The 20,984-nt window shown below is 43.5% G+C and carries 20 protein-coding genes; 2 read left to right on the forward strand and 18 right to left on the reverse strand.

The features are described 5' to 3' along the window. Positions 1–241: 241 nt before the first annotated feature. From AC1D7X_RS16100 to AC1D7X_RS16125, 6 genes are all read right to left on the reverse strand, one after another. Entirely contained in the window at positions 242–538 is a 297-nt protein-coding gene (locus tag AC1D7X_RS16100) for a putative quinol monooxygenase (RefSeq protein WP_495457372.1), read from the reverse strand. 8 nt (positions 539–546) lie between these two features. After that, the gene (locus tag AC1D7X_RS16105) at positions 547–1,185 is read right to left on the reverse strand and encodes a nitroreductase family protein (RefSeq protein ID WP_495457371.1); all 639 of its coding nucleotides are present in this window, start codon (positions 1,183–1,185) and stop codon (positions 547–549) included. A gap of 25 nt (positions 1,186–1,210) precedes the next feature. Further along, the gene (locus AC1D7X_RS16110) at positions 1,211–1,612 is read right to left on the reverse strand and encodes a MarR family winged helix-turn-helix transcriptional regulator (protein ID WP_495457518.1); all 402 of its coding nucleotides are present in this window, start codon (positions 1,610–1,612) and stop codon (positions 1,211–1,213) included. A gap of 362 nt (positions 1,613–1,974) precedes the next feature. Further along, positions 1,975–3,561 (reverse strand): glycoside hydrolase family 43 protein, encoded by a 1,587-nt coding sequence (locus AC1D7X_RS16115; RefSeq protein ID WP_495475624.1) that lies wholly within the window; start codon positions 3,559–3,561, stop codon positions 1,975–1,977. Further along, the gene (locus tag AC1D7X_RS16120) at positions 3,561–5,537 is read right to left on the reverse strand and encodes a YjhG/YagF family D-xylonate dehydratase (protein WP_495457369.1); all 1,977 of its coding nucleotides are present in this window, start codon (positions 5,535–5,537) and stop codon (positions 3,561–3,563) included. Before AC1D7X_RS16120 ends, AC1D7X_RS16115 begins: the two co-directional genes overlap by 1 nt. Before the next feature lie 47 nt (positions 5,538–5,584). After that, positions 5,585–6,343, reverse strand: a complete 759-nt coding sequence (locus AC1D7X_RS16125; RefSeq protein WP_495457368.1) for an IclR family transcriptional regulator — start codon at positions 6,341–6,343, stop codon at positions 5,585–5,587. A 99-nt stretch (positions 6,344–6,442) separates the two neighbouring features. On the opposite strand from AC1D7X_RS16125, the gene AC1D7X_RS16130 reads away from it, so the two are divergent. Further along, complete coding sequence (locus tag AC1D7X_RS16130) at positions 6,443–7,378, forward strand: dihydrodipicolinate synthase family protein (RefSeq protein ID WP_495475625.1); 936 nt, start codon at positions 6,443–6,445, stop codon at positions 7,376–7,378. 77 nt (positions 7,379–7,455) lie between these two features. Here the strand turns inward: AC1D7X_RS16130 and AC1D7X_RS16135 are convergent, their stop codons facing one another. After that, positions 7,456–9,138, reverse strand: a complete 1,683-nt coding sequence (locus AC1D7X_RS16135) for a M20/M25/M40 family metallo-hydrolase (protein WP_495457366.1) — start codon at positions 9,136–9,138, stop codon at positions 7,456–7,458. A gap of 359 nt (positions 9,139–9,497) precedes the next feature. On the opposite strand from AC1D7X_RS16135, the gene AC1D7X_RS16140 reads away from it, so the two are divergent. Next, on the forward strand, positions 9,498–10,193 hold the full coding sequence (locus AC1D7X_RS16140) for a CAP domain-containing protein (RefSeq protein WP_495457365.1): 696 nt from the start codon (positions 9,498–9,500) through the stop codon (positions 10,191–10,193). 133 nt (positions 10,194–10,326) lie between these two features. Here AC1D7X_RS16140 and AC1D7X_RS16145 read toward each other — a convergent pair whose 3' ends face one another. From AC1D7X_RS16145 to AC1D7X_RS16195, 11 genes are all read right to left on the reverse strand, one after another. Next, positions 10,327–10,710, reverse strand: a complete 384-nt coding sequence (locus AC1D7X_RS16145) for a nuclear transport factor 2 family protein (protein WP_495475626.1) — start codon at positions 10,708–10,710, stop codon at positions 10,327–10,329. A gap of 369 nt (positions 10,711–11,079) precedes the next feature. Beyond that, complete coding sequence (locus tag AC1D7X_RS16150) at positions 11,080–12,228, reverse strand: ABC transporter permease (protein ID WP_495475627.1); 1,149 nt, start codon at positions 12,226–12,228, stop codon at positions 11,080–11,082. Positions 12,229–12,230: 2 nt separating this feature from the next. Next, positions 12,231–13,349 carry an ABC transporter permease gene (locus AC1D7X_RS16155; protein ID WP_495457362.1) on the reverse strand — a complete coding sequence of 373 codons (1,119 nt, stop codon included), beginning with the start codon at positions 13,347–13,349 and terminating at the stop codon, positions 12,231–12,233. 33 nt (positions 13,350–13,382) lie between these two features. Further along, positions 13,383–14,318, reverse strand: a complete 936-nt coding sequence (locus AC1D7X_RS16160; protein WP_495457361.1) for an ABC transporter ATP-binding protein — start codon at positions 14,316–14,318, stop codon at positions 13,383–13,385. Positions 14,319–14,441: 123 nt separating this feature from the next. Beyond that, positions 14,442–15,578: a sensor histidine kinase gene (locus tag AC1D7X_RS16165; RefSeq protein ID WP_495457360.1), complete on the reverse strand. Its 1,137-nt coding sequence runs from the start codon at positions 15,576–15,578 to the stop codon at positions 14,442–14,444. Continuing rightward, complete coding sequence (locus AC1D7X_RS16170; RefSeq protein WP_495457359.1) at positions 15,575–16,234, reverse strand: response regulator; 660 nt, start codon at positions 16,232–16,234, stop codon at positions 15,575–15,577. Before AC1D7X_RS16170 ends, AC1D7X_RS16165 begins: the two co-directional genes overlap by 4 nt. Positions 16,235–16,436: 202 nt before the next feature. Continuing rightward, positions 16,437–16,772, reverse strand: a complete 336-nt coding sequence (locus AC1D7X_RS16175; RefSeq protein ID WP_495475628.1) for a hypothetical protein — start codon at positions 16,770–16,772, stop codon at positions 16,437–16,439. A gap of 76 nt (positions 16,773–16,848) precedes the next feature. Further along, positions 16,849–17,259, reverse strand: coding sequence for an NAD(P)-binding protein (locus tag AC1D7X_RS16180; protein WP_495475629.1), 411 nt, complete (start codon positions 17,257–17,259; stop codon positions 16,849–16,851). A 399-nt stretch (positions 17,260–17,658) separates the two neighbouring features. Next, positions 17,659–19,002, reverse strand: a complete 1,344-nt coding sequence (locus AC1D7X_RS16185; protein ID WP_495457356.1) for an FAD-binding oxidoreductase — start codon at positions 19,000–19,002, stop codon at positions 17,659–17,661. A gap of 981 nt (positions 19,003–19,983) precedes the next feature. Continuing rightward, entirely contained in the window at positions 19,984–20,331 is a 348-nt protein-coding gene (locus AC1D7X_RS16190) for a DUF4260 domain-containing protein (protein ID WP_495458336.1), read from the reverse strand. A 4-nt stretch (positions 20,332–20,335) separates the two neighbouring features. Continuing rightward, positions 20,336–20,956, reverse strand: coding sequence for a TetR/AcrR family transcriptional regulator (locus tag AC1D7X_RS16195; RefSeq protein ID WP_495475630.1), 621 nt, complete (start codon positions 20,954–20,956; stop codon positions 20,336–20,338). Between the last annotated feature and the right edge of the window lie 28 nt (positions 20,957–20,984).

Consider the following 20,984-nt stretch of genomic DNA (forward strand, 5'->3'; position numbering starts at 1 on the left):
AAAAAAGCTCCAAGTTTTTTATTAATCAGACCATTGTGATCAATAGACGGATCATCATTAACAGGAAAAATTACGATTTATTCTCTTACATTTAATCATTCTTATTGACAACTCACTTGATTAAAGCACAAGAACTTATAAATATATATAACCGATCCATCCCTCATAAAGAAGCCTTAAAAGAGGATAAACTCTTTTAAGGCTTCTTCTTTAAATCAATTAATTTCCTTTAGATCTTTAATTATTTGCTGATGGGTTCACCTATGAAAGCTTGAGCATGTAACGGTGCTGTCAAGTATTTTGGTGCTTTTGCTACGAACGCCTGAAAATGGCTACTTGCATTGTGAGCTCCTACTGCTTCTTGGTCTTTCCACTGTTCGACCATGAGATATGTGTCATCCTTATCTGTATCCTTCAGGAGCTTATATGACACATTCCCTGCTTCCGAGCGAGATAATTCAATAAGTTCTTGTACGCACTCCAGAAATTCTGCTTCTACTTCACGATTAATCTTCATTTCTGCATGAATAATGATCATAGATAGTCTCACTTCCACTCTGCAATACGGTCAATAGGAAGACGGCTAGTCCTACGTGGCTCTTTAGTAGCTTTGCCTACAGAAATAAGCATAACCGGTACATAACGTTCCTTCTCCATACCAAACGCTTCCGCAATACGGGATTTGTCATATCCACCAATCGGATTTGTATCATATCCACGGGCACGAGCAGAAAGCATAAGTTGCATGGATACTAGACCGCCATCAATCAGAATCATTTCACGAAAAGCTTGTGCTGGTATACGTCCAAAAAGATCCGTATAGTTAGCCATTACTTGATCTTTAATCTCTTGCGGCATATACCCTCTTTCCACATCAGTACTCATAATTTCGTCAGCATTATCAAATGCGTTCATATCTCCGAAAACGGCAACGACTGCAGAGGAAGTTGTAACTTGGTTTTTGTTACCTGGTGCTAGCTCTTCAAGCGTCAATTTACCTTCTGGGCTATCAATGACAAGAAATCTCCAAGGCTGAAGATTAACGGATGACGGAGCCAAAGTCGCTTCTTCCAAAATTTCAGTCATTTCCTCACGGCTGATTGTGACCGTTGGATCGTACACACGCACAGAGTGCCGAGAAGTGATAATATCTTTATAATCATTGTTTAGGGTTGTTTCAGTCATGTTATTTCTCTCCTATTCTCTATCATTAATTGGTCTTACTTGTTTCTTTCATTCGTTGAATCTGGCTGTTCAGCTTCTGTAGAGCTTGAATAAACCCAAGTCGTTCTGATTCCGTGAGGTCTTCCTGCATTTCCTCAAGAAAACGATCTTTCTCCGCTTTAAACATTACTACTTTACGTTTGCCTTCTTCGGTCAGCTGAACTAAGGTAACCCGATTGTCGCTCTCAGACCTAGTTCGCAGAAGTATTCCTTCTGCTTCCAATTGCTGAACATGACGGGTCACCGCAGCTGGATCAATAGATACTGCTTTCTGCAGATCCGACTGACTTATTTGCCCACCCATTAGTTTGCAAAGGAGTTCGAGCCGATTGGGACTAACTCCAGCACATTGTTCAAACCGGGTCGCAATATGCTTGTTTAAATGCATTAGCAAGTATAATAGATCTTCTGTATGACATGTAGAGATAATAAAGACCTCCTTTAAATCATTGACCCATCAATAGTTGATGGGTCAATGATAAAACTTTATTTATAAAAAATCAAGTCTATTCACAAAACTAAGTTTTCTATTTGGGAATACCTCTCAAGTGGACAGATTGAAAAAAGCTATGACGCCAGCACGGGCCGATACTCAATAACGTCTAAAGTTCCGTCACCAACCTTGTAATTGCCCATTTTCCAAAGGATATCTTTCTTGTCACCATCTTCCATTCCTATGTGGAAGATAATCGAATCAATGGCTTCATTCAGTTTATGGGAACAAGAGTTTCATTTTGTGAATGTTAGTATTCAATAAGGAATCTCACTGTACTCAAAATGAGCAAAGTCTGCTGTACGGTATGTTCCAGCGAGGTCCTGAACGCACATACCGATAAACGTCCCCGTAAACCTGATATAAGCCGGATAATCATCAGATAAATGACAAATGTCTAGGCGTGGGCCAATCTTCTCCCAATCTGAATCTGAAGCACTGTAATAAAACTGGATGTACTCCCGTTCTATCAGCGCTTTCAACTTGCAGCTTGCACCAGAGCGTAAGGGAACCTCGGCACACAGAGTATCCTCATATACACCGTCTTTAGAGCGGACAATGCCCAGGCATTTACCCAATTCCTCATCATGAGTAATTCGCAAATAGACATAATCCTTCGTATCATAATAAACAATAAGTCCAGCCATCTGCTGAAAATGCTCTGGCTCGAATTCAACAACAGTCTCAGCGCTACAGTTAAAAGCCTGCTGACGTAATGCGACTAAACTTTGGCGGTGCAAGGAACTCATTGAATCTCTCCCTCTTAAACGCAAGAAACCTTGCCGTTCCTTCAGTGAGAGCCAGGCTTCATCAGCTGGAATACGCAGGGTGCTCCAGCGAATATCCAACTCCGGCGAGTCAAAGTCATCTCTCTCAGCAGGTAGCTCAAAAGGCTGGGCTGGAATATTCGGACCTTGTACGGTAATGGAGGGTCGGTTGCTTCCATCCTCAAGTGTTAGCCATTCATCCTCCGTGAATCGACAACGCTGAATCGCAGTCTCTCTGCCCAAGTTGCAATACTTGTCCTTTACCGGTCGACCGCACAAATGGACCATGTACCACTCATCGGTATGGGTCTGAACAAGACAGGCATGCCCCGCCTTTTGCAGTTCTAACCCTCTATCGCCGGCAGAGGTCAGGACCGGATTGCTTGGATCAGTTTCATAAGGACCCTCAATATTCCGCGACCGAGCTACCGTCACTGCATGGTCATACTGAGTGCCTCCTTCTGCTGTAATGAGGTAATACCAGCCGTCTTTATGGTATAAATGAGGGCCTTCCGTCAGCCTTAGTTCTGTCCCTCTATAGATAGGAAGCACTGGACCCACCAGTTGCCCCAGCTCTGTAGAATATTCTTGTAGCACTATCCCAGCGAAGCTGTTCTTGTACGTCCGGTGATCCCATAACATATTGATCAGCCATTTACGCCCATCGGTATCGTGGAACAGAGAAGGGTCAAAGCCGCTACTGTTCAGATAGAGCGGTTCAGACCAAGGACCCTCGATACTCGGAGCGGTGACCAGATAATTCGGTGTATCTTTGAATGCCCCCTGTCTGCTTTTGACATCCGTATAGATGAGGTAGAAGGTTCCATTGTCATAGCTGAGGCACGGGGCCCACACACCACCGGAGTCCAGATCCCCTTCCATATCCAATTGTGATTGTCGTGTAAGCGCATGCGTAAGTGGACGCCAATGAACTAGATCGCGGGAATGGTGAATGCGGACGCCGGGAAACCATTCGAATGTGGATGTGGCAATGTAATAATCTTCTCCCACTCTGCAGATCGATGGGTCCGGATGAAAGCCGCGGAGAATCGGATTATGAATTATATTTCTATTCATTATTTCCACCCCAATGCTTGCCGGCCCGCATCTATGGCGGCAATAATTTTATCGGTATCATAGACACAGCCCTGCCATGTTCCGCCACTCACGGACTGTAGTGCAGCCCATAATCTGGTATCGTCCGGCAATCCCGGATCAACGGCCAAGAACGGATGCTCACTGCGGACAGCCAGAAGTTCAGCTCCGTCTTGCGAACTGCCCGGTTGCTCCCCGTCACCAACTAGATTCACACTTCCTTCAAGCTTAACTGTATCGACAATAATCTCTATCCAATCACCGTCTCTTAGTCTACCAAGAGGGCCTCCGGCTAGTGCTTCCGGACCGATATGCCCAATGCATGCTCCTGTAGAGACCCCAGAGAAGCGGGCATCCGTAATCAGAGTAACGTACTTGCCGAAGGGAAGGTGCTTCAACGCGGATGTTAACTGGTACGTTTCTTCCATTCCGGTACCGCTGGGTCCACGACCGATGACAGCAAGGATATCTCCCGCCTGGATAAGTCCAAGCTTAATGCTTCGGATTGCATCTTTTTCCGCAGTAAATACTTTAACTCTTCCTGTATGCCGATAGATGCCTTCACTGTCCAGGACAGAGGGATCAATCGCTGCCGACTTGATGACTGAGCCCTGCGGAGCCAGATTTCCGGTTGGAAAGGTCATTGTGGAAGCCATTCCCTGTTTCTTCGCCTCTTGGGGACTCATAATGACGGTATCTGGATCGATGCCATCAGCCTCTATCAGGCGGTTCCGCATGTCCTGACGTCTTTCCGAGGTTTCCCACCAATCGAGGTTTTCTCCAAGGGTCCTCCCTGTTACCGTAAGAACGGAATCATCAATCAGTCCCAGTCGGCGCAAATGCAGCATGACTTCGGGGACGCCTCCCGCAAGAAACACGCGAATCGTCGGGTGCGGAACCGGCCCGTTCGGCAACACGCTGACCAGACGAGGTACCTTGCGGTTGACGTCATTCCAGTCTTCGACGGTCGGAATGCGTAGTCCTGCGGCATGGGCAATGGCGGGCAAATGAAGCAACAGATTTGTAGATCCTCCGAATGCAGCATGAACCACCATGGCATTGCGTATTGCTCGGTCTGTCAGAATATCCTTCATGACCATTCCACTGCGCTCCATTTGCAGTAGTGCGCGGGCAGACTGTCGTCCCATGTTCTTCCATACAGGCTGTCCCGAAGGGGCCAGAGCGGAATGGGGAACCGACATGCCTAGCGCTTCGGCGACCACCTGGGCCGTAGCAGCCGTGCCTAGAAATTGGCAACCGCCGCCTGGCGTTGCGCAAGCACGGCACCCGAGATCTGCTGCTTCTTCCAAGGAAAGTTCCCCATTACTGAATCTCGCCCCGATGCTCTGCACTTTACCTGCATCTTCCCCGTGTATAGGCGGCAGAGAAACACCTCCTGGCACAATAATTCCCGGAAGATCACGCATGCCAGCCAAGGCCAGCATCATCGCGGGTAGCCCTTTATCGCAGGTAGCTACGCCAATCACTCCTTTGCGTGTAGGCAGAGAGCGGATTAAGCGACGAAACACCATAGCAGCATCGTTCCGGTAAGGTAGGGAATCGAACATTCCCGTTGTCCCCTGGGAGCGGCCGTCACAGGGATCGCTGACATAGCCAGCAAACGGAATCCCTTGATGTGCGGTGATCTCCTGAGCAACCTCTTCCATCATCAAGCCGATTTCCCAATGGCCTGTATGGTATCCAAGAGCAATCGGACTGCCGTCCTCACGTCGGATCCCCCCCATCGTACCCAAGATGAGATATTGCGACCCATTTAAAAGTAGCGGATTCCAGCCCATCCCCGTATTCTGGGTCATGCCGAAGATTTCACCACTCGGCGCACTCCGCAGCATATCTCCTGTAATCGGGAGGCTGCCGGATGGTCCTTCGGCAACGGTATCGACCGGTATGAACTGTCCTGAATTCTCCCTCATAATTTCTGGCAAGCTAAGTTCCATTGTTAACCCTTCTTTCTACCTTGTAATGTAGAGCAAGCATCGAAATATTAAGCAAGAGATAGGCCAATCCCCAACTGGATGACTTCCTTAAGTGCTTCGTCCTGTTTGTCCAAGTAGGCATGTCGCATCATGGAAGTGCTCACTGCCGCAACGGCTTTCCCGGAAGCATCGAAAACGGGAGCAGCTACACAGCAAATTCCCTGAATAATCTCTTCATCATCTACCGCATACCCATTGGAGCGGATTTCAGCCATTTTCACCATGAATTCCTTCCAGTCTGTCACGGTATGAGATGTTACAGGAGATAAAATCTTGTCTGGATACCGCTTCTCCAGTTCTTCAGGCGGTAGCAGTGCAAGCAACATCTTACCCATCGCTGTCGCATGGGCCGGAAACCGCATGCCTGGACTTGATTCCAACTTCACCAGCGATGGCCCTTCCTGTTTAGCTAGATATATGATTTCATTCCTGTCCAGAACGGACAACTGGAAGGTCTCCCCGATGCTTTTGACACTCTCCATTGAAGCCTGCAAAAATTGCTCAACCAAATTGTAATTCTGTTTATTCGATTCAATAAACACCGAATTAAGATAAGCCATTCCCGCTCCGAGGGCATAGGCTTCCCTTTCATCCTTACTCACCCAGTTCAAAGCCTCCATCGTCCGTAACAAGGAAAACATTGAGCTTTTGTTGATCGCTGTGGCCTCGCACAGATCGGTCATTTTATATTCCCCCGGCTTCCGGGCAATCGCCGTCAGTATCATATCGGCTCGTTCTAACGCGGGAACCCAATATTTACGGTCCACCCCTTCAATCCCCTCTCTTAAAAACAACAATTGATAAACTTTATAAGGTTCAATATAATAATCACAAGTTTATAATATCAAACTAGGAGGTAAAAACAAATGAAAAATAAAATTATTCATACAAATGCAGGCATTATCCCCCCTGTCCCTACTATTTTGAATGAGGAGCAAAAATTTGATCGTACTGGGATGGAACTTCTAATCAACAACTTGATTGACAAAGGCGTTCACGGCCTGTTCTTCCTGGGAACCGCTGGGGAATTCAACCAGTTCAATGCAGAAGAGCGGGAAGAGATTGCGGAGTTCTGTATTCGCTGCACGGATGGACGTCTTCCAGTCTGGATTGGAACAGGCAGTAACACAACGGCAGAGGCCATTCGTCTTACTAAGCATGCCGCACACAGCGGGGCAATCGGCGTTGTCGTCATTAACCCTTACTACTGCAAGCTAAGTGAAGAAAGCCTGTTCGCACATTATGCAGCTATCGCCGAAGCGTCAGAGTTACCCCTTATGCTCTATAATTTCCCGGCGCTTACTGGACAAGATTTAAGCCCTTCTTTTGTTAGACGTCTTGCGGAACGTTACGCCCATGTGGTCGGCATCAAAGAAACAGTAGACCAACTTGGTCACATCCGTCAGATGATTCTGATGGTTAAGGAAGTTAATCCGGCGTTCGCGGTATTCTGCGGCTTCGATGAATACTTACTGCCTACCCTAGCGGCAGGCGGAGCTGGTGCCATTGCAGCCAGTGCCAATTTTGCCCCGCAACTTATGCTGGGTTTATATAAGAGTTATCAGAACAATAACCTCCAGGAGGTGCTTGAGTACCACCGGAAGCTAATTCAGATTCCGCCACTTTATGCACTCGATGAGCCGTTCATTCCCACGATCAAGGAAGCGGTTCGCTTGGCCGGTCTCTCCGTCCCAACCTTCAGCCATACACCGTCAAACCCTTGGGATGACATGAAAGAGCAACAGTTGAAACAAATTTTTGACAAGGCAGGCATCGCTTCTTCGGGTAATTTGGGTGGTTAATAGCTATCAAAATAAACAGAGTAGCGTTTCTCCCCTGTGGAGACTCGCTACTCTGTTTATTTTGCTACTTCAATGCATCAAACGTTAAACTGACAATTCAACACTGAGTTCCTTCTACAAAACACAGGATATATTAAAGTGAATGCTAACGCTGAAACTGTCATTAGTATTCCTGCTAAATCTAGCGTCATCATATCATTCACGAGCCGAATCATCGGTGTTAATAAAATGAAACCAGCTGTCGCAAATACTGCCGAAATCCATGTCCATGAACCCTCACGATTCAGGAAGGACAGGTTCATGCCGATCAAGCTAAATATAAGAGGCCATGTGAATAAATAGCTACCGCCAGTCAGATACAGTGTAGTCGCAATACAGAGTATAAGCCATAGAAGTAATGAGCCCATCCAAAGATTCTCTGTACGAATATAGCGTGAAAGTAATCGTATGAAGAGGAAAGAAATAGTGATCGTCAAGATCAATAATCCAAGAAGATAGTACAAACTAATTTGAGGATCTAACAGTAACGAGAAGTATTCATCTTCGGATATTATTGCCTTTAATCCGTTCCATAAAAGTGTAATAACACCGTATATAATCCCTAAATTCAGCAATGTAATTAGGAATCCACCTGTCATCCCTTTAAGATGAATACGACCTCTGCGTATGCCGTGCCACACGGTTATGGCAAATAATAATACACCAAAGATCATGAACCATGTCGCCAAAGATTCTGGATAACTAACCACATTCCAACCGATAACGTTAAAATACACCCGATCTTCTTGTTCCACTTGAGTCAGATCCAAATTACCAAAGTGTTGAGTCAAGCTAAGCATATATTCCCCATGGTGTTGCAGGCTGGCTTGATCCAGATTTTCCGGTGTATCGATTGGATCGTGATAAGCGTCTAACCCCGAACCAAAGGCAAAGTTCAGTCCTGCTAATCCTCCTTCACGGAAAATCGTCAGGTCTGTGTCGTTAGGCATTAGTTTATACAGATTATACAGTAGTGAATACGCCAGTGGTTGTGGAGCTGCATTCAAAAACTCCTTTACGATCCAGCCATTCTGCTCACTCGTCTCAAACATAAATGACTCACCTTTGTTCCCGCGCGCTTCAAAATTAAGAACGAGTCCAACATCTTTAGCCCATGGATGTTCATCCGTAAAGGCTCTTGATCCTAGTAATCCTGCTTCTTCACCATCTGACATGAGCAAAATGACATCATTCTTTAACGGCCCAGACATTTGTAAAATACGCACCGTCTCCAACATAGCAGCAATCGCTGCACCATCATCTGCCGCTCCCGGACTAGTAGGTACAGAATCATAGTGACCTGCAATCATGATCGCTTTACTGTTATCGGTCCCTGGAATTCTCGCAATGATATTTTCGACATTTCCTGTAAACACTCGCCCAAACCATTCATTTGTTACAGAGGACTTCTGAACTTCAGGACTTAAGCCAAGCCCTTCAAGCTCTGATATGAGATAATCCCGCACTTTATCATGCTCAGGTGTCTCAATAGGATGTGGTTCCTTAGCGATCACTTGGAGCTTCTCCATCGCACGTGCCGACGAGAACGAATCTAGCGGTTCATTTAAATCCGCAGGCTCTGGAGCTTTAATTTGCATTAGGCCTATTACAATAGCGCCAACTATGATGATTGGTATAACGACTCTGTTTACCCATTTTGTTCTTGTATATTTTACTTGTTGTTGTTCTCGGATGGGTTGATCAAATGGAACATGATTCATGGCACTTCCTCAACCTCTCTAATTACTCTGCTTAAATGAAGATGTCTTGAACCTTATCCCCCCTAATTGATGATTTCTTATTATTGATATTCAACATTATTGCAAAATTACCTTTGCTAAAATAGCGGTTCTTTGAACTATCTTACCTGGTGCTAACTCTATATGAGATATTATTGTTGTTATTCGATATTTGAAAACTAAATATAAAAATTAGTCTATCACTTAGAATCTTTTTAAATATAGACAACTATAGTTGGTATTTTAAAAAAATAAGGCTAAAGAATAGTGAATAAATATAGGATGATCAGGAAATCTTAAATCGGTAACTTCACTAACTGACGGACCATGGAGGTTGGCTTATGGTAAAGTTTATCGTACTAGCATTATTATTAATCGTGACAGGTTGTACGAGCGATAATACAGTGACACAAAAGCAAGTGAATTCTAAACAAACAACAATTTCAAATCATGCTCATACTGCTGCACCAACTCCTGTCATAACACAGGCATCATCAACAACTGCATCAAGGATTACAACCAAAGATACACAATACGGATTACCTTCGAATTTGTTGGATCTAATTCAAACACCGACCGCAAATCCATCGAACCCATCACAAGACAAAACTTCCGGAGAAAAATTCCCGACAACGCCAACAAATCAGACACAAGAGATTGAGAAAGATTCATCCCAATTCGCGGAGCAGGTTCTGGATTTAGTAAATCAAGAAAGATCCAAAGCGGGATTAAGTTCCCTGAGTATGAGTGATGAATTGTCAAACATGGCGATGGTTAAGGCACAAGACATGTATAACAACAATTATTTTGATCATAATTCCCCGACACATGGATCTCCCTTCGATATGATGAAGGAATTCGGAATCACATATAATACTGCTGGAGAAAATATTGCTAAGGGGCAAACATCCCCTACCCAGGTTATGAAAGATTGGATGAACAGCCCAGGTCATAAAGCCAATATTTTGAATAATGGTTATACCCATATAGGTATTTCTTTTTATAACAATGCATGGGTCCAAGAATTTACTGGATAACTGACAATTGATTTGGTCATCCGCAGTGAATCAGAATTTAATCTTTCAGAGAACGAAGCCAGCAGCCAATGCTATATTGTTTGTTGGATTCGTTCTCTATTTCCTTCCACAACAATAGCCACGTCCTTATTCATTAACCGAAATCTTCAATGAGTGATATTTTCCCATCTTCAATTCTGAATACTGATTTCCCTTTTAGTTCTAACTTATCTCCTGTTTTCAATCCGTTTGGCAAATCAACACCTAGGATCCCTTCGTAATCAATTATGACTTCTATATTGTCGCCTCTAAAACTACATTCAATTATTGTCTGACAACGACTAGAGAAAATCTTAGTAGACTTTTCCGCAAGCTCACTAAACTCTTGAATACCCTTGGTCTCCATATCAACTTCACCATTCGTATAATTTCTGAACAGTATGTCCTTATGCAAGAGTCTAATCATCCCCTGGATATCGAACGAATTATAGGCGTTAACATAGTTATCAATGATTTCTTTTGTCCCTGAACTGATCAAGCAATAATCACTCTTAATAAAGATTGTAAAAGATTCAATTAATCTAAATTCAATTAAGTTGTGCCTTTTCCTTTATCTGGTCCCTCTAAAACTTCAGACAAATGATAATAAATAAATAAGCCGCCAATATGGCGACTTCTAGTATAAAAAAATAGCCTAATAAATTAGGCTATTCAGATATTGCTTATTTAATTGCCAATGATCTCAAGTACGGCACGGTAAATCCCGCTCCTAAAAAAGGGATAATCTGCTTAGGTATTGCTCAATAGTCTCATCCGTCTCGTAAGATTGATTGATCATTTATAATTACCATATTTCTTGGAAACCTCAACGAAAATTCCAAAATCTCATTAGAACCAGATTATTTCCTTAAATGTAGCTTCTAGTATCATTGTTCCTGCCAAACTTATAGATAGCGATTAAAGAAAAAACCACGGCAAAAACAATTAGAATGATCAGGTTCAAGGATAATTCTCCCATGGATACCCCTTGTTGCAGATGGTCCAAGGTATTCAGTAGCCAATATTGCGGAAGAAAGTGTGCGATCTGCTGCATTGTTGCTGGCATTAAGGCAAGCGGGAACATACACCCCGCGAGTAGGCTAGTAGGAATAAGGATCATATTTTGTATTCCACTCGCCGTGGAAGAGCTACTGGAGAATGCCACGATTGCCAGGGAAAGACTTATCGCCACGAGGGCAAATAACACTAGTATTAAGAACATGCTCCAATAGGGAATACCCGGATCAACATGGAAAATACCAATCATTATCCATAGAGTCACTGCGATCTGCAGTATCATCATAGTCAAATTAACAATGACAATAGATAGGACATAGGTTCTTGCATTTACCGGTGAGGATAATAGGCGATAATAGGTCCTGTTCTCTCTCTCCTTAATAAGGATTCCCGATAAACTCGAGGCGGACACCAGCATGAGAATGAGTAGGTAGCCTATCGACTGATTTGTCTTGTTGTGATTGATAGATTGGTCATCAATTTTCTCTGTTGCAAATCCGAAGCTGTTCTTTTGATAATTCTCATAAAGGGTATTAAACTTAACTTCATTCCCTTGAGCTGCCCGGCCCACCGAGACCAGATTGTTAATATGCTGATCCAAGTAAGCTTTCAATTGTCCGGTGACCTGAGCGCCTTTAATGGATATGATCTGAACACTAGAAGGATTACCAGCAATCAAGCTCTGTGCGAAACCGGCAGGAAGAATAATCGCGGCATCCAGCTCTCCTGAGGCGATTAGATCCTTTACCTCATTCTCCTCAATCTCATTTACAAGCATGGATTCCAGTCTACCAACTGAATCGATAACACCCTGGGTAATCTTCTGACCTCTATCTTGATTAACGATGCCCATTCTCAATTCAGTATCGCCGGAACCGCCTTGGACCAAGGTCGCGAGCAGAATCCCCAATACAGGAAAGACGAAATATAACAAGAGATTCATCGGCTTCTTTAAGGTAGTTAGGAATGTCTTCCGGATCAGCCATAACGTGTCTTTCATCCTTATAGCCCCTCCCTTCTGCGCATCATAATTATTGCGATACCAAGCAATACGACCGAGAAGCCTATATTTAATATCATCGCGTTAGCCGCCGCAGTAAAACTGCCTGCATAGATTATTTCAAGAAGTGCAGCGTTGGACCATTGCAGCGGAGAGAGAGATGACAGGGTCGCCATGACTCCTGTAGCTTCCGCGACTGGGAAGTAGGAGCCGCCAAGAAATGCTGCTATTTGGATAATAATCATAACAACAGTGCCCGCCGCATTCCCTTTTAACACATAGCTGAACCCAATTCCCAAGCTTACAGCGAACAGAATTTCAGTAAACAGCACCAGAAACGCTAGACCTAAGTGTTCTCCCCAATAGGCGTTAAACATGTATTTACTAGTGAGCACTACAACAAGGGTGAGTATAGCGTTAAGCACGACAAGACCTGCTATTTTCCCTATGAAAATCTCTAGCTTTGTCACCGGCGCTGCAAGCAGTCGGACAACCGTTCTTCTCTTGCGTTCACCGTCTATTAAATCAGCTGCCGTCATGGCACTATATAGAATAATCATGGTCGTCATTGCTATAGCGAAATAGTCCATAGCACCAGGTTTCCTTGTCGCATTCAGTGACTCCTCCACTACATAGCTTGCACCGCCGTTTCCCGTCATGACTGCATCCGCTTGCATGGAGTCCGTCTTATTCACTTCAGTCGCCAAGCGATATCGATCGGTAAACGCTGTAATCACACTTTGTGCAATATCACTTTCAATGAGACTCTGACTGTTGGCATAATAGGTAAGGCCGCTATCCGTAAGCTCAACGTAACCCGTATACAGGTTGTTCTGCACCGCGAGTTTTCCGTCTGTGTTATCAATCGCTCCCTCAAGATGAATGCCAACTTGATGCATCTGCCCTGTGAAATCGTCCCAGTACTTAGAGAGCTCACTTGATGTACTGGTATTCTTATAGAGAACATTAATCTCTCCAACCGTTAAACTGCCGTTAAAAGCATTCGTAAGTGCCGTTCCCAGAATGAGCATGGTTAACAATGGTGATACTAACAAGAATAAGAGCATCTTGGGGTCACGAATGACCCTTATTTCTTTGAGCGCTATTCTGATTATATTCATGATTCCTTGACCTCCTTTTTCCTTCTGCCCCTATTAGTCTCGCAAGCTTCTGCCTGTCAGTGTCAGGAACACCGTTTCCAGGCTAGGCTCATGCTCTTCTACGGAACGAATCTCAATATCGTCGGCCATCAGTTGCTGGATGATCCTGCTCAGATTATTAACCTCGGAATCGGAGGTGATTTTAATGATATGCTCCTCCACTTCAACCTGGTTTACACCAACGATTCCCGCAAGCTTACTCCGATCCAGGTTTTCTGCCGAACGGACCTCTATTCCTATATTTTTCTGATTCGTAATGATAGATTTCAATTGACCTTTGGTCCCTTCTGCGATGATCTTACCGTGATCGATAATGGCGATTCTTGTACAAATCTCCTCGACTTCCTCCATATAATGACTGGTGTAAATGATCGTACATCCCATCTCATTCAGCTTCTTCACGGATCCCAGAATATAATTGCGAGATTGCGGATCAATCCCTACTGTTGGCTCATCCATGATAAGTAACTTAGGCCGATGTGCGATCGCACAGGCAATGTTCAATCTTCGTTTCATACCGCCCGAGAAATTTTTCGGATAGCTCTTGTGCTTGTCGTCTAGCCCTACGAACGCTAATGCCTCAATTACCCGCTCCTTTAACTCCGCTCCCCGGAGTCCATACAATCCCGCGAAGAAATGAACATTCTCGTAGGTGGTCATGTCTTCATAGATGGCCATTTCCTGCGGAACAATCCCGATGTTCATCTTAGCAAATTTACCGTGCTTAGCGATGTTCTTACCCAGCACTTCGATCTCTCCCTTAGTAACCCGAAGCAGTGAGGCAATCATGTTAATGGCCGTGCTCTTACCTGCCCCATTAGCACCTAGAAATCCGAAGATCTCGCCTTCCTTCACAGACATCGTGATATTGTCGACCGCTATAAAATCCCCGAATTTCTTCGTTAGCTGCTTCATTTCTAGGACATTCATTCGTCACACTTCCATTTCGTTTTTAGGATAATGTAATTGTATTAAAAAAGGATGCCCCTGTGACAGTGCACAAGTTCACCCTTAACCCCTGAGAATCCTCCTGATTCAGCTTTGTAATTCTCATTATGGACCATGAGGAATTAATGTCGTGACTTTAAAACCTTTTGAGCCATCAACGATAATCGTTCCATTCACACTTGCTGCCCGCTCTTCTAATCCGATTAATCCCAAGCCTTTTATCACCTTATGCTCCCCTTTACCGTTGTCCGACACCTCGACCTTGATCAAAGTTCTCAGCACTTCGATATGTATGGAGATGTAGGTCGCATTTGAGTGTTTCATGGCATTGGTCAGTGCTTCCTGGGTGTTTTCCTGAATGACTTTCCACTGAATTGGCGAAATAATATCTACATTTCCTTCATGGGTGAGCGAAGTTCTAACCGAACGCTTAGCGGAAAATTCATCAACGAATAGTTTCATCCGATTAATCCCAAGCTGCTCGATTGGTGGCTTCATATTCTTAAGTACAAGGCGAATACTCTCGATTCCGTCCTTGGAGATATGGATTGCATTCTGTAATAACTCTGCCGACTTGTCCGGATCGTAGGTGAGCAAGCGTTTTGATGCTTCCATCTGAATTAATGCACCCGTCATCGAATGTCCGATCTTATCATGAATTTCCTGGGACAGCCGATTACGCTCCTCCAGCTTAAACGTATATTCGGACTGTCTTATGTATTCTTTATTTTCATTCAGACTCTTAGTCAGTTGCTGGATATGCTCATGCCTATTTTCTATGTCCTCTTTGAGACCTCTAATTCTATGTATGTAAGTGTTAAGCAAGAGGTAGTAAAGGAAGCTAAGCATAGCAATAAGACCGTATGTCACCGAGATAGCTTGAGGTCCTTGAGACAGCACCAAGAACGGAGCCAGCATGAGAAGTAGAATGATACCACGTTTACGCAGGTGTATCGTGAACAGTTCATATATGTTCTGAGGGAGCAGGAGTATAAACAAAGGTTGTGTGTATAACGAAGAAGCAGCAATAATCAGTACGGACAACAGAAGTAGGATCGAAGTGATACTAACCTTCTTAGCGATATGGATAGCTATATTCAAACACAGGTAGAGGAGGATGGACAGCATATACCATGGTGATATCACAGCTCCAGATAAATAGGATTGGATGACAACATAGCTCAAGAGAACCGCTTTGAAGCCCATTCTCCAGAATTCTAAAGGGGTTTCTCTCTTCCTCATTTATTCACTTCCCCGGTCAGAAAATAAATCGCAATTTGCGTTCGGTGCGTATGACCCGTCTTGCTTAGAATAGAAGTTATATGGTTGGCAATAGTGCCTTCTGATATGAACAGTTTCTTGGAGATTTCACGATTGGAAAGCCCCTTCGCGATCAGTGACATAATGTCGTGCTCCCTATCAGTGAACAAGTTTCTATCGATCTTACTTACTCTATCTTCTTTCTTATCTACATCCTTGTCCGCTAGCAAATTAGATTTCAGCTTATCTAGCACAGCATCTTGCAGCACATTATGTCCGTTGTAGACGGTAATGATGGCATCCCGGATCCGCTCCGGATCGTTATTCTTGAGCAGATACCCTTTTGCCCCGTTACGGATCGCATCGATAATAAAAGACTCATCATCGAATGTGGTCAGAATCAGCGCTTTGGTTCCTGTCTGCTCGGAGATCTGCTTGGTCGCTTCCACACCATTCATATTGGGCATCTGCACATCGAGCAGAGCTACATCTACTTCATTCCGCAAGCAGAAATCCACGGCTTCTAGACCATCCTGAACGGTTGCCATCACCTCAAATTCATCGAAGGTGGTCAATATGATCCTCATGCCTTCTCGGATAAAGGAATTGTCATCGGCAATTATGACCTTTATTTTCAATTCTGTTCACTCTCCATTCATCACAGTAAGCTTGAGCTAGGATATGAATAATTTTCTATTTTGACTATATTCTATCACTTAACTATTATCAACTAAGATGAGGAAGAAATAAGAATAGAGGAAGCTCATTGTATAGACACAACAAAAAAACCGCATTACATGCGGTTTACGATAATGAGATAATTGAAGATTCGCTCAATGGCTAATCTGATTTTAGAGACTTAATGAGCAGTCTGAGATACGCCATCCTATTCTCTCTATCAACTAATAGCGGCCCCCAAAAGTTAGCAATGCCCTGATATTCGGACGGATAATTAATGGATGAAGTGAATATTAGGTACTTGTAGTTGCTATTTTCTTCATCACCAAGTATAAGATTACGCAACACTTGCCGCATCAGATTTCCATGGTTTGTAATCACCATATTCCCTGGAAACCTTAATGAATATTCCATAATCTCATTGGCAGCTAGTAACAATTTTTCTTCATCGCTATACTCGTCATTCTTTAATATCAATAGTACACTCAGGCTGTTCACATTATAGAACTCCTTAACCAGTCTTAACATCTGATCCTTTGTTCTAAAATAATAATTAATGGCGCTGACATTAACACTAATATTTGATGTTAACATTTAGCTTTTTGAGTTCAATGCTGTAATAATGGAGCAACTTTTCTCCATCTCTTTTAAATGAAGGCAAGCATGCATGATAGAAGTTACCACCCAAATGCTCATTCTTCTCCCAAATTTCCACATCATGTCCTGCTTCAGCAGCTGTAATTGCGGCCTGACATCCGCCTGGACCCGCACCGATGACGAGGACTTTTTTCGCTTTGACGGCCTTCTTCACGTTTTTAATTCTCTCGTAACCTGCAAGTGGATTTACGGCACATTTGATGCTTTCACCTTCTACGACGCTTTTGATGCAACCTTCATTACAGTATATGCAGGAGCGAATCTCATCCGTTTTGTTATTCATGACTTTATTAGGGAAATCCGGATCGGCAAGAAAGGCTCTGGCCACCCCAACAATATCAATCCATCCGTTTTGAAGTGCTACCTCAGCCTTCCCGATATCTAGGCTGTAATGATTTCATACAAATCCCCCTAAATTCCATACATGTATGGTTGCAAGATTTTCGATAAAGAAATTTTCAACTTGTATTTGTGAAAAATATAACAAAGCTAGTTTAACCTTGCCAAAGGTGTTAATCAATATGTTTAAAACAATTTGTTTGTCTAGTGTATTACAATTAAAAACTTACGAACCCGTGCAGAAACTTACGGTGCTTTTCAAAAAAAAAGTCGCGATTTCCGCGACTTCTACGTTGCTCAGTCAATGACAACTATACAGAATGGTTTACATGTTATTCATTGTCAGAATGACCATTACCGAGATGCAATGGTTGCTACTTCTTTTCCATTAAGCAGGAGGAATACTTTGCGGATTGTTAAACACATTTTGTGGATCGTATTTCGCTTTTACTTTCTTCAATCTAGCGTAGTTCTTTCCGTAATAAACCGGACCTGAAGGTTTAATGCCTTGGTCTGGTACGTTAATATAGGAGCCTACAATATATGGTTGAAGCTTCTTCCTAGTATTTCGAGTTAAGGCAATATTTCTCGCGGCATTAGAAGGTTTCACCCATGAAGTGTTCCATTCGACATAAAATTGAGCTTTCCGCCAGTAGAATGCGGTGGCTGTAGGTGCGATACGACTTATGGCACCACCCCAGTTAAGGAAATAGAATCCGGCTGGAGTGCCTCCTTCTGCTTTTTCCAGAAATTCACGCATGGGTTTGAATGCTTTATCCGGGAATGGTTGTCTGCCAAAGCCGCTGGAGAACTGGTTACTGAACTTTTGCGGAAGTATTGGATCGGGAGCTAACATAAACTTCGTAGCTTCTGTGTATGGCAGGGAGCGGATGATTTTTTGAGTAGGTGTACCCACACTAAGGATAGGTTCCAACTGGCGGAGGGCATCGCTTTTAGTTCCAAGGAACATACCCAACATACTTACATTTCCACCTTTTTTGGGTCCAACGCTTAATTCGCTACCCAATTTGGTGCTAGCATGTGGGGCCCATACTTGCCATTTTTTCACGACTTTTTCGAACTGAGCCCATGGCCAGGTAATGCGGAATACGGTTGCTCTGGCTGGAGCGCGAAGTACTTTGAATTTATATTTGGTATATACGCCAAAGTTACCGCCACCTCCACCGCGGGAAGCCCACAGGAGATCGGAATTTTGCTTTTTGTTCGCCTTAATGATTCTCCCCTTAGCATCAACCATTTCAAGCTCAAGAAGATTATCACTGATGAGGCCAATCGTCCTTTGCAATGGCCCTATTCCTCCGCCAAGCGTAATCCCGCCGATCCCAACCGTTGGACTGTCGCCAAATGGAGCAATAAATCCTTGGCGAGCAAGCGCATCTACGATTCTTCCTACCCGATTACCTGTCTCCACAACAACCGTTCCATTAGTCTTATTCAACTTAATGTTCTTCATTTCACTAACGTCGATGACAATGCCTCCATTGACTTGTGAAAGGTTACCCTCAAGAGCGTGCCTCCCGCTTCTCGGACGAATAGGGACATTATTTTTGCGGGCCCATCTTATGGCATTTGCAACATCCTGTGTTTTCTGCGCGAATACAAAAACTTTAGGAAATCTATCTGTATGTGGGTCCCAATTCTTACGCGCGGCATCATAGCCTGGATCACCCTTAAAAATGACTCGCCCTGTTAGTTTAACATCTGATTTCACCGATCTATCCACTCCTTATGAATTAATGAGATTAACTTCCATTGCTTAACACGAACAGATTAGGCAGGTTCCCTATAACGTATGATGGAAGTTAATATAGGGTATGGGCTAGTGCTGATAATACAGTGAAGTATTTTTAGCTCTAAGTCATCATCAGTGCTCGCAGAAAACAAAGAGGAATGAGGAAGAAACGATGTGATTGCCAGCCATATTGTTACGCCACAGCCGCGCTAGGAGCTACGTGTGGTGCGAAAGGTGGCGGTGTGAAATGGAAGATGAAGAAGCAGAGGTGACGGAATGTAATCGGATATGAACGAGTGAAGGTAATGGAATGCAGGTGGAACGTAATCGAGTATGAACGAGTGAAGGAATGTAATGTAATGGATCGTCATCGGGTATGAACAAGTGAAGGTAACGGACGTAATGGAAGACAATTAACAGGAAATCCTCCTGTTAATTGTGACTTGTACACGTATAGTTGAGCAATTAACTGGAATTTTACATTTAATCCGTTCGTGAAAAGGAAATTATTGAATAATAGCTTATTTTAACGGGACATTTTCCAGTTATATTGGATTTTAGGGGGTTCTACCCATCATTTTTCCCGGTAAATGAATTCAGGCACAGATTATCGCGCCTTGAAGTAGCGAAAGCGTTCGCCTACAAGATTACTATCAGAAACAAAATCTTGCCCTCTAATTTCAACCGCTCCAATCCTTATAGCTACCAAGTTAATGTCCTCAGTTAGGGACAAACCTTGATTTCTTATAACAAAAAAGCCGCTAAATTAGCGACTTCTAAAGGGACGATATTCTTTTTCTATTCTGAAACTATTCTGAAAATAATCTCTTTCTATTCTGAAAATGTTCTTTCCTCTTCTGACAACGTTGTTTAATAGTTCTATAAATTATCCAATTGTTAACCTGCTACATCCGTTCATTATAGCAATGGTTGACGTATAGGCCGTGCGATATGTTAATGTTATATTCTTTGAATATGCGTGTCTTTAAAATCGGTTACGTATTTCAATCCATAGCCCATCATCCGATCCATTCCGATATGAACCATCCAGATGAAGCCGATCATCATGAGGAAGTCGACCGAGAAAGCCAACCCTAACAGTAACAGTAGCAAAGGTGTAATGAATGTATGGGCAAAATTATACAGATACGCTCCCGCCTTTTTGCTAAACGCATATCCGATCATGAACACATCAGGCAGCATCAGCAGCAGAAGGAATATCACCCAGTTGTACCCATTAGAAAAGTATAAAAAAGTACCTAGAGCTAAAACGACCAATCCTTCGATTCTAATTAACTTATTATTCATGGTTTCATCCTCCCTTTTCTTGGTCTTCAGATCGAATTCCGTCAAGCATCCATCCGATTCCTCGTGATACTTGCTCATAGGAGATCGGATCTGGAGATAGCAGTACAGGAGCTTGAAGATTCAATCCGTCAATAACGGCCTGGATCAGTACCGCTAAAGTCTCTCTTTCACTCCGTTCCAGTTGCAGATCCATGCGATCAATAATCTCCATTATCCCCGCTTTCATTTCTTTGTACAGTTCCAGTAACTCTTTGGCAAGCTTTTCATTGTTCACGCTCTCCGTCCAAAGACTGATTAATAACGTGAACCACTCTGGGTTTTCTTTTCGAAATTTAACCACGTGGCGTAGTCCCTGCTGAAGAATCTCCGAAGGAGATACGTGTAGATCCAGGTTCGCAAAGGCTGCCTTCATTCCTTTGTTGATCATCCACTCTCTAACCACTTCGACTAGCAATGTTTCTTTTGTACTGAAATGATATCCGATTAGCCCTTGCGCCACACCAGCCTTAGCTGCAATATCCTTCATGGTTGCTTTCGTGTAACCCACCTGCCCGAATGCTGTGAATGCTGCTTGCATAATGGCGCTTCTTCGTTCGTCTTGGTTGGGCGTTTGTGTCTTAGCCATGTTCTCTCACACTCCAATACTGTTTGGT

The sequence above is a fragment of the Paenibacillus sp. Y568 genome (assembly GCF_059445545.1).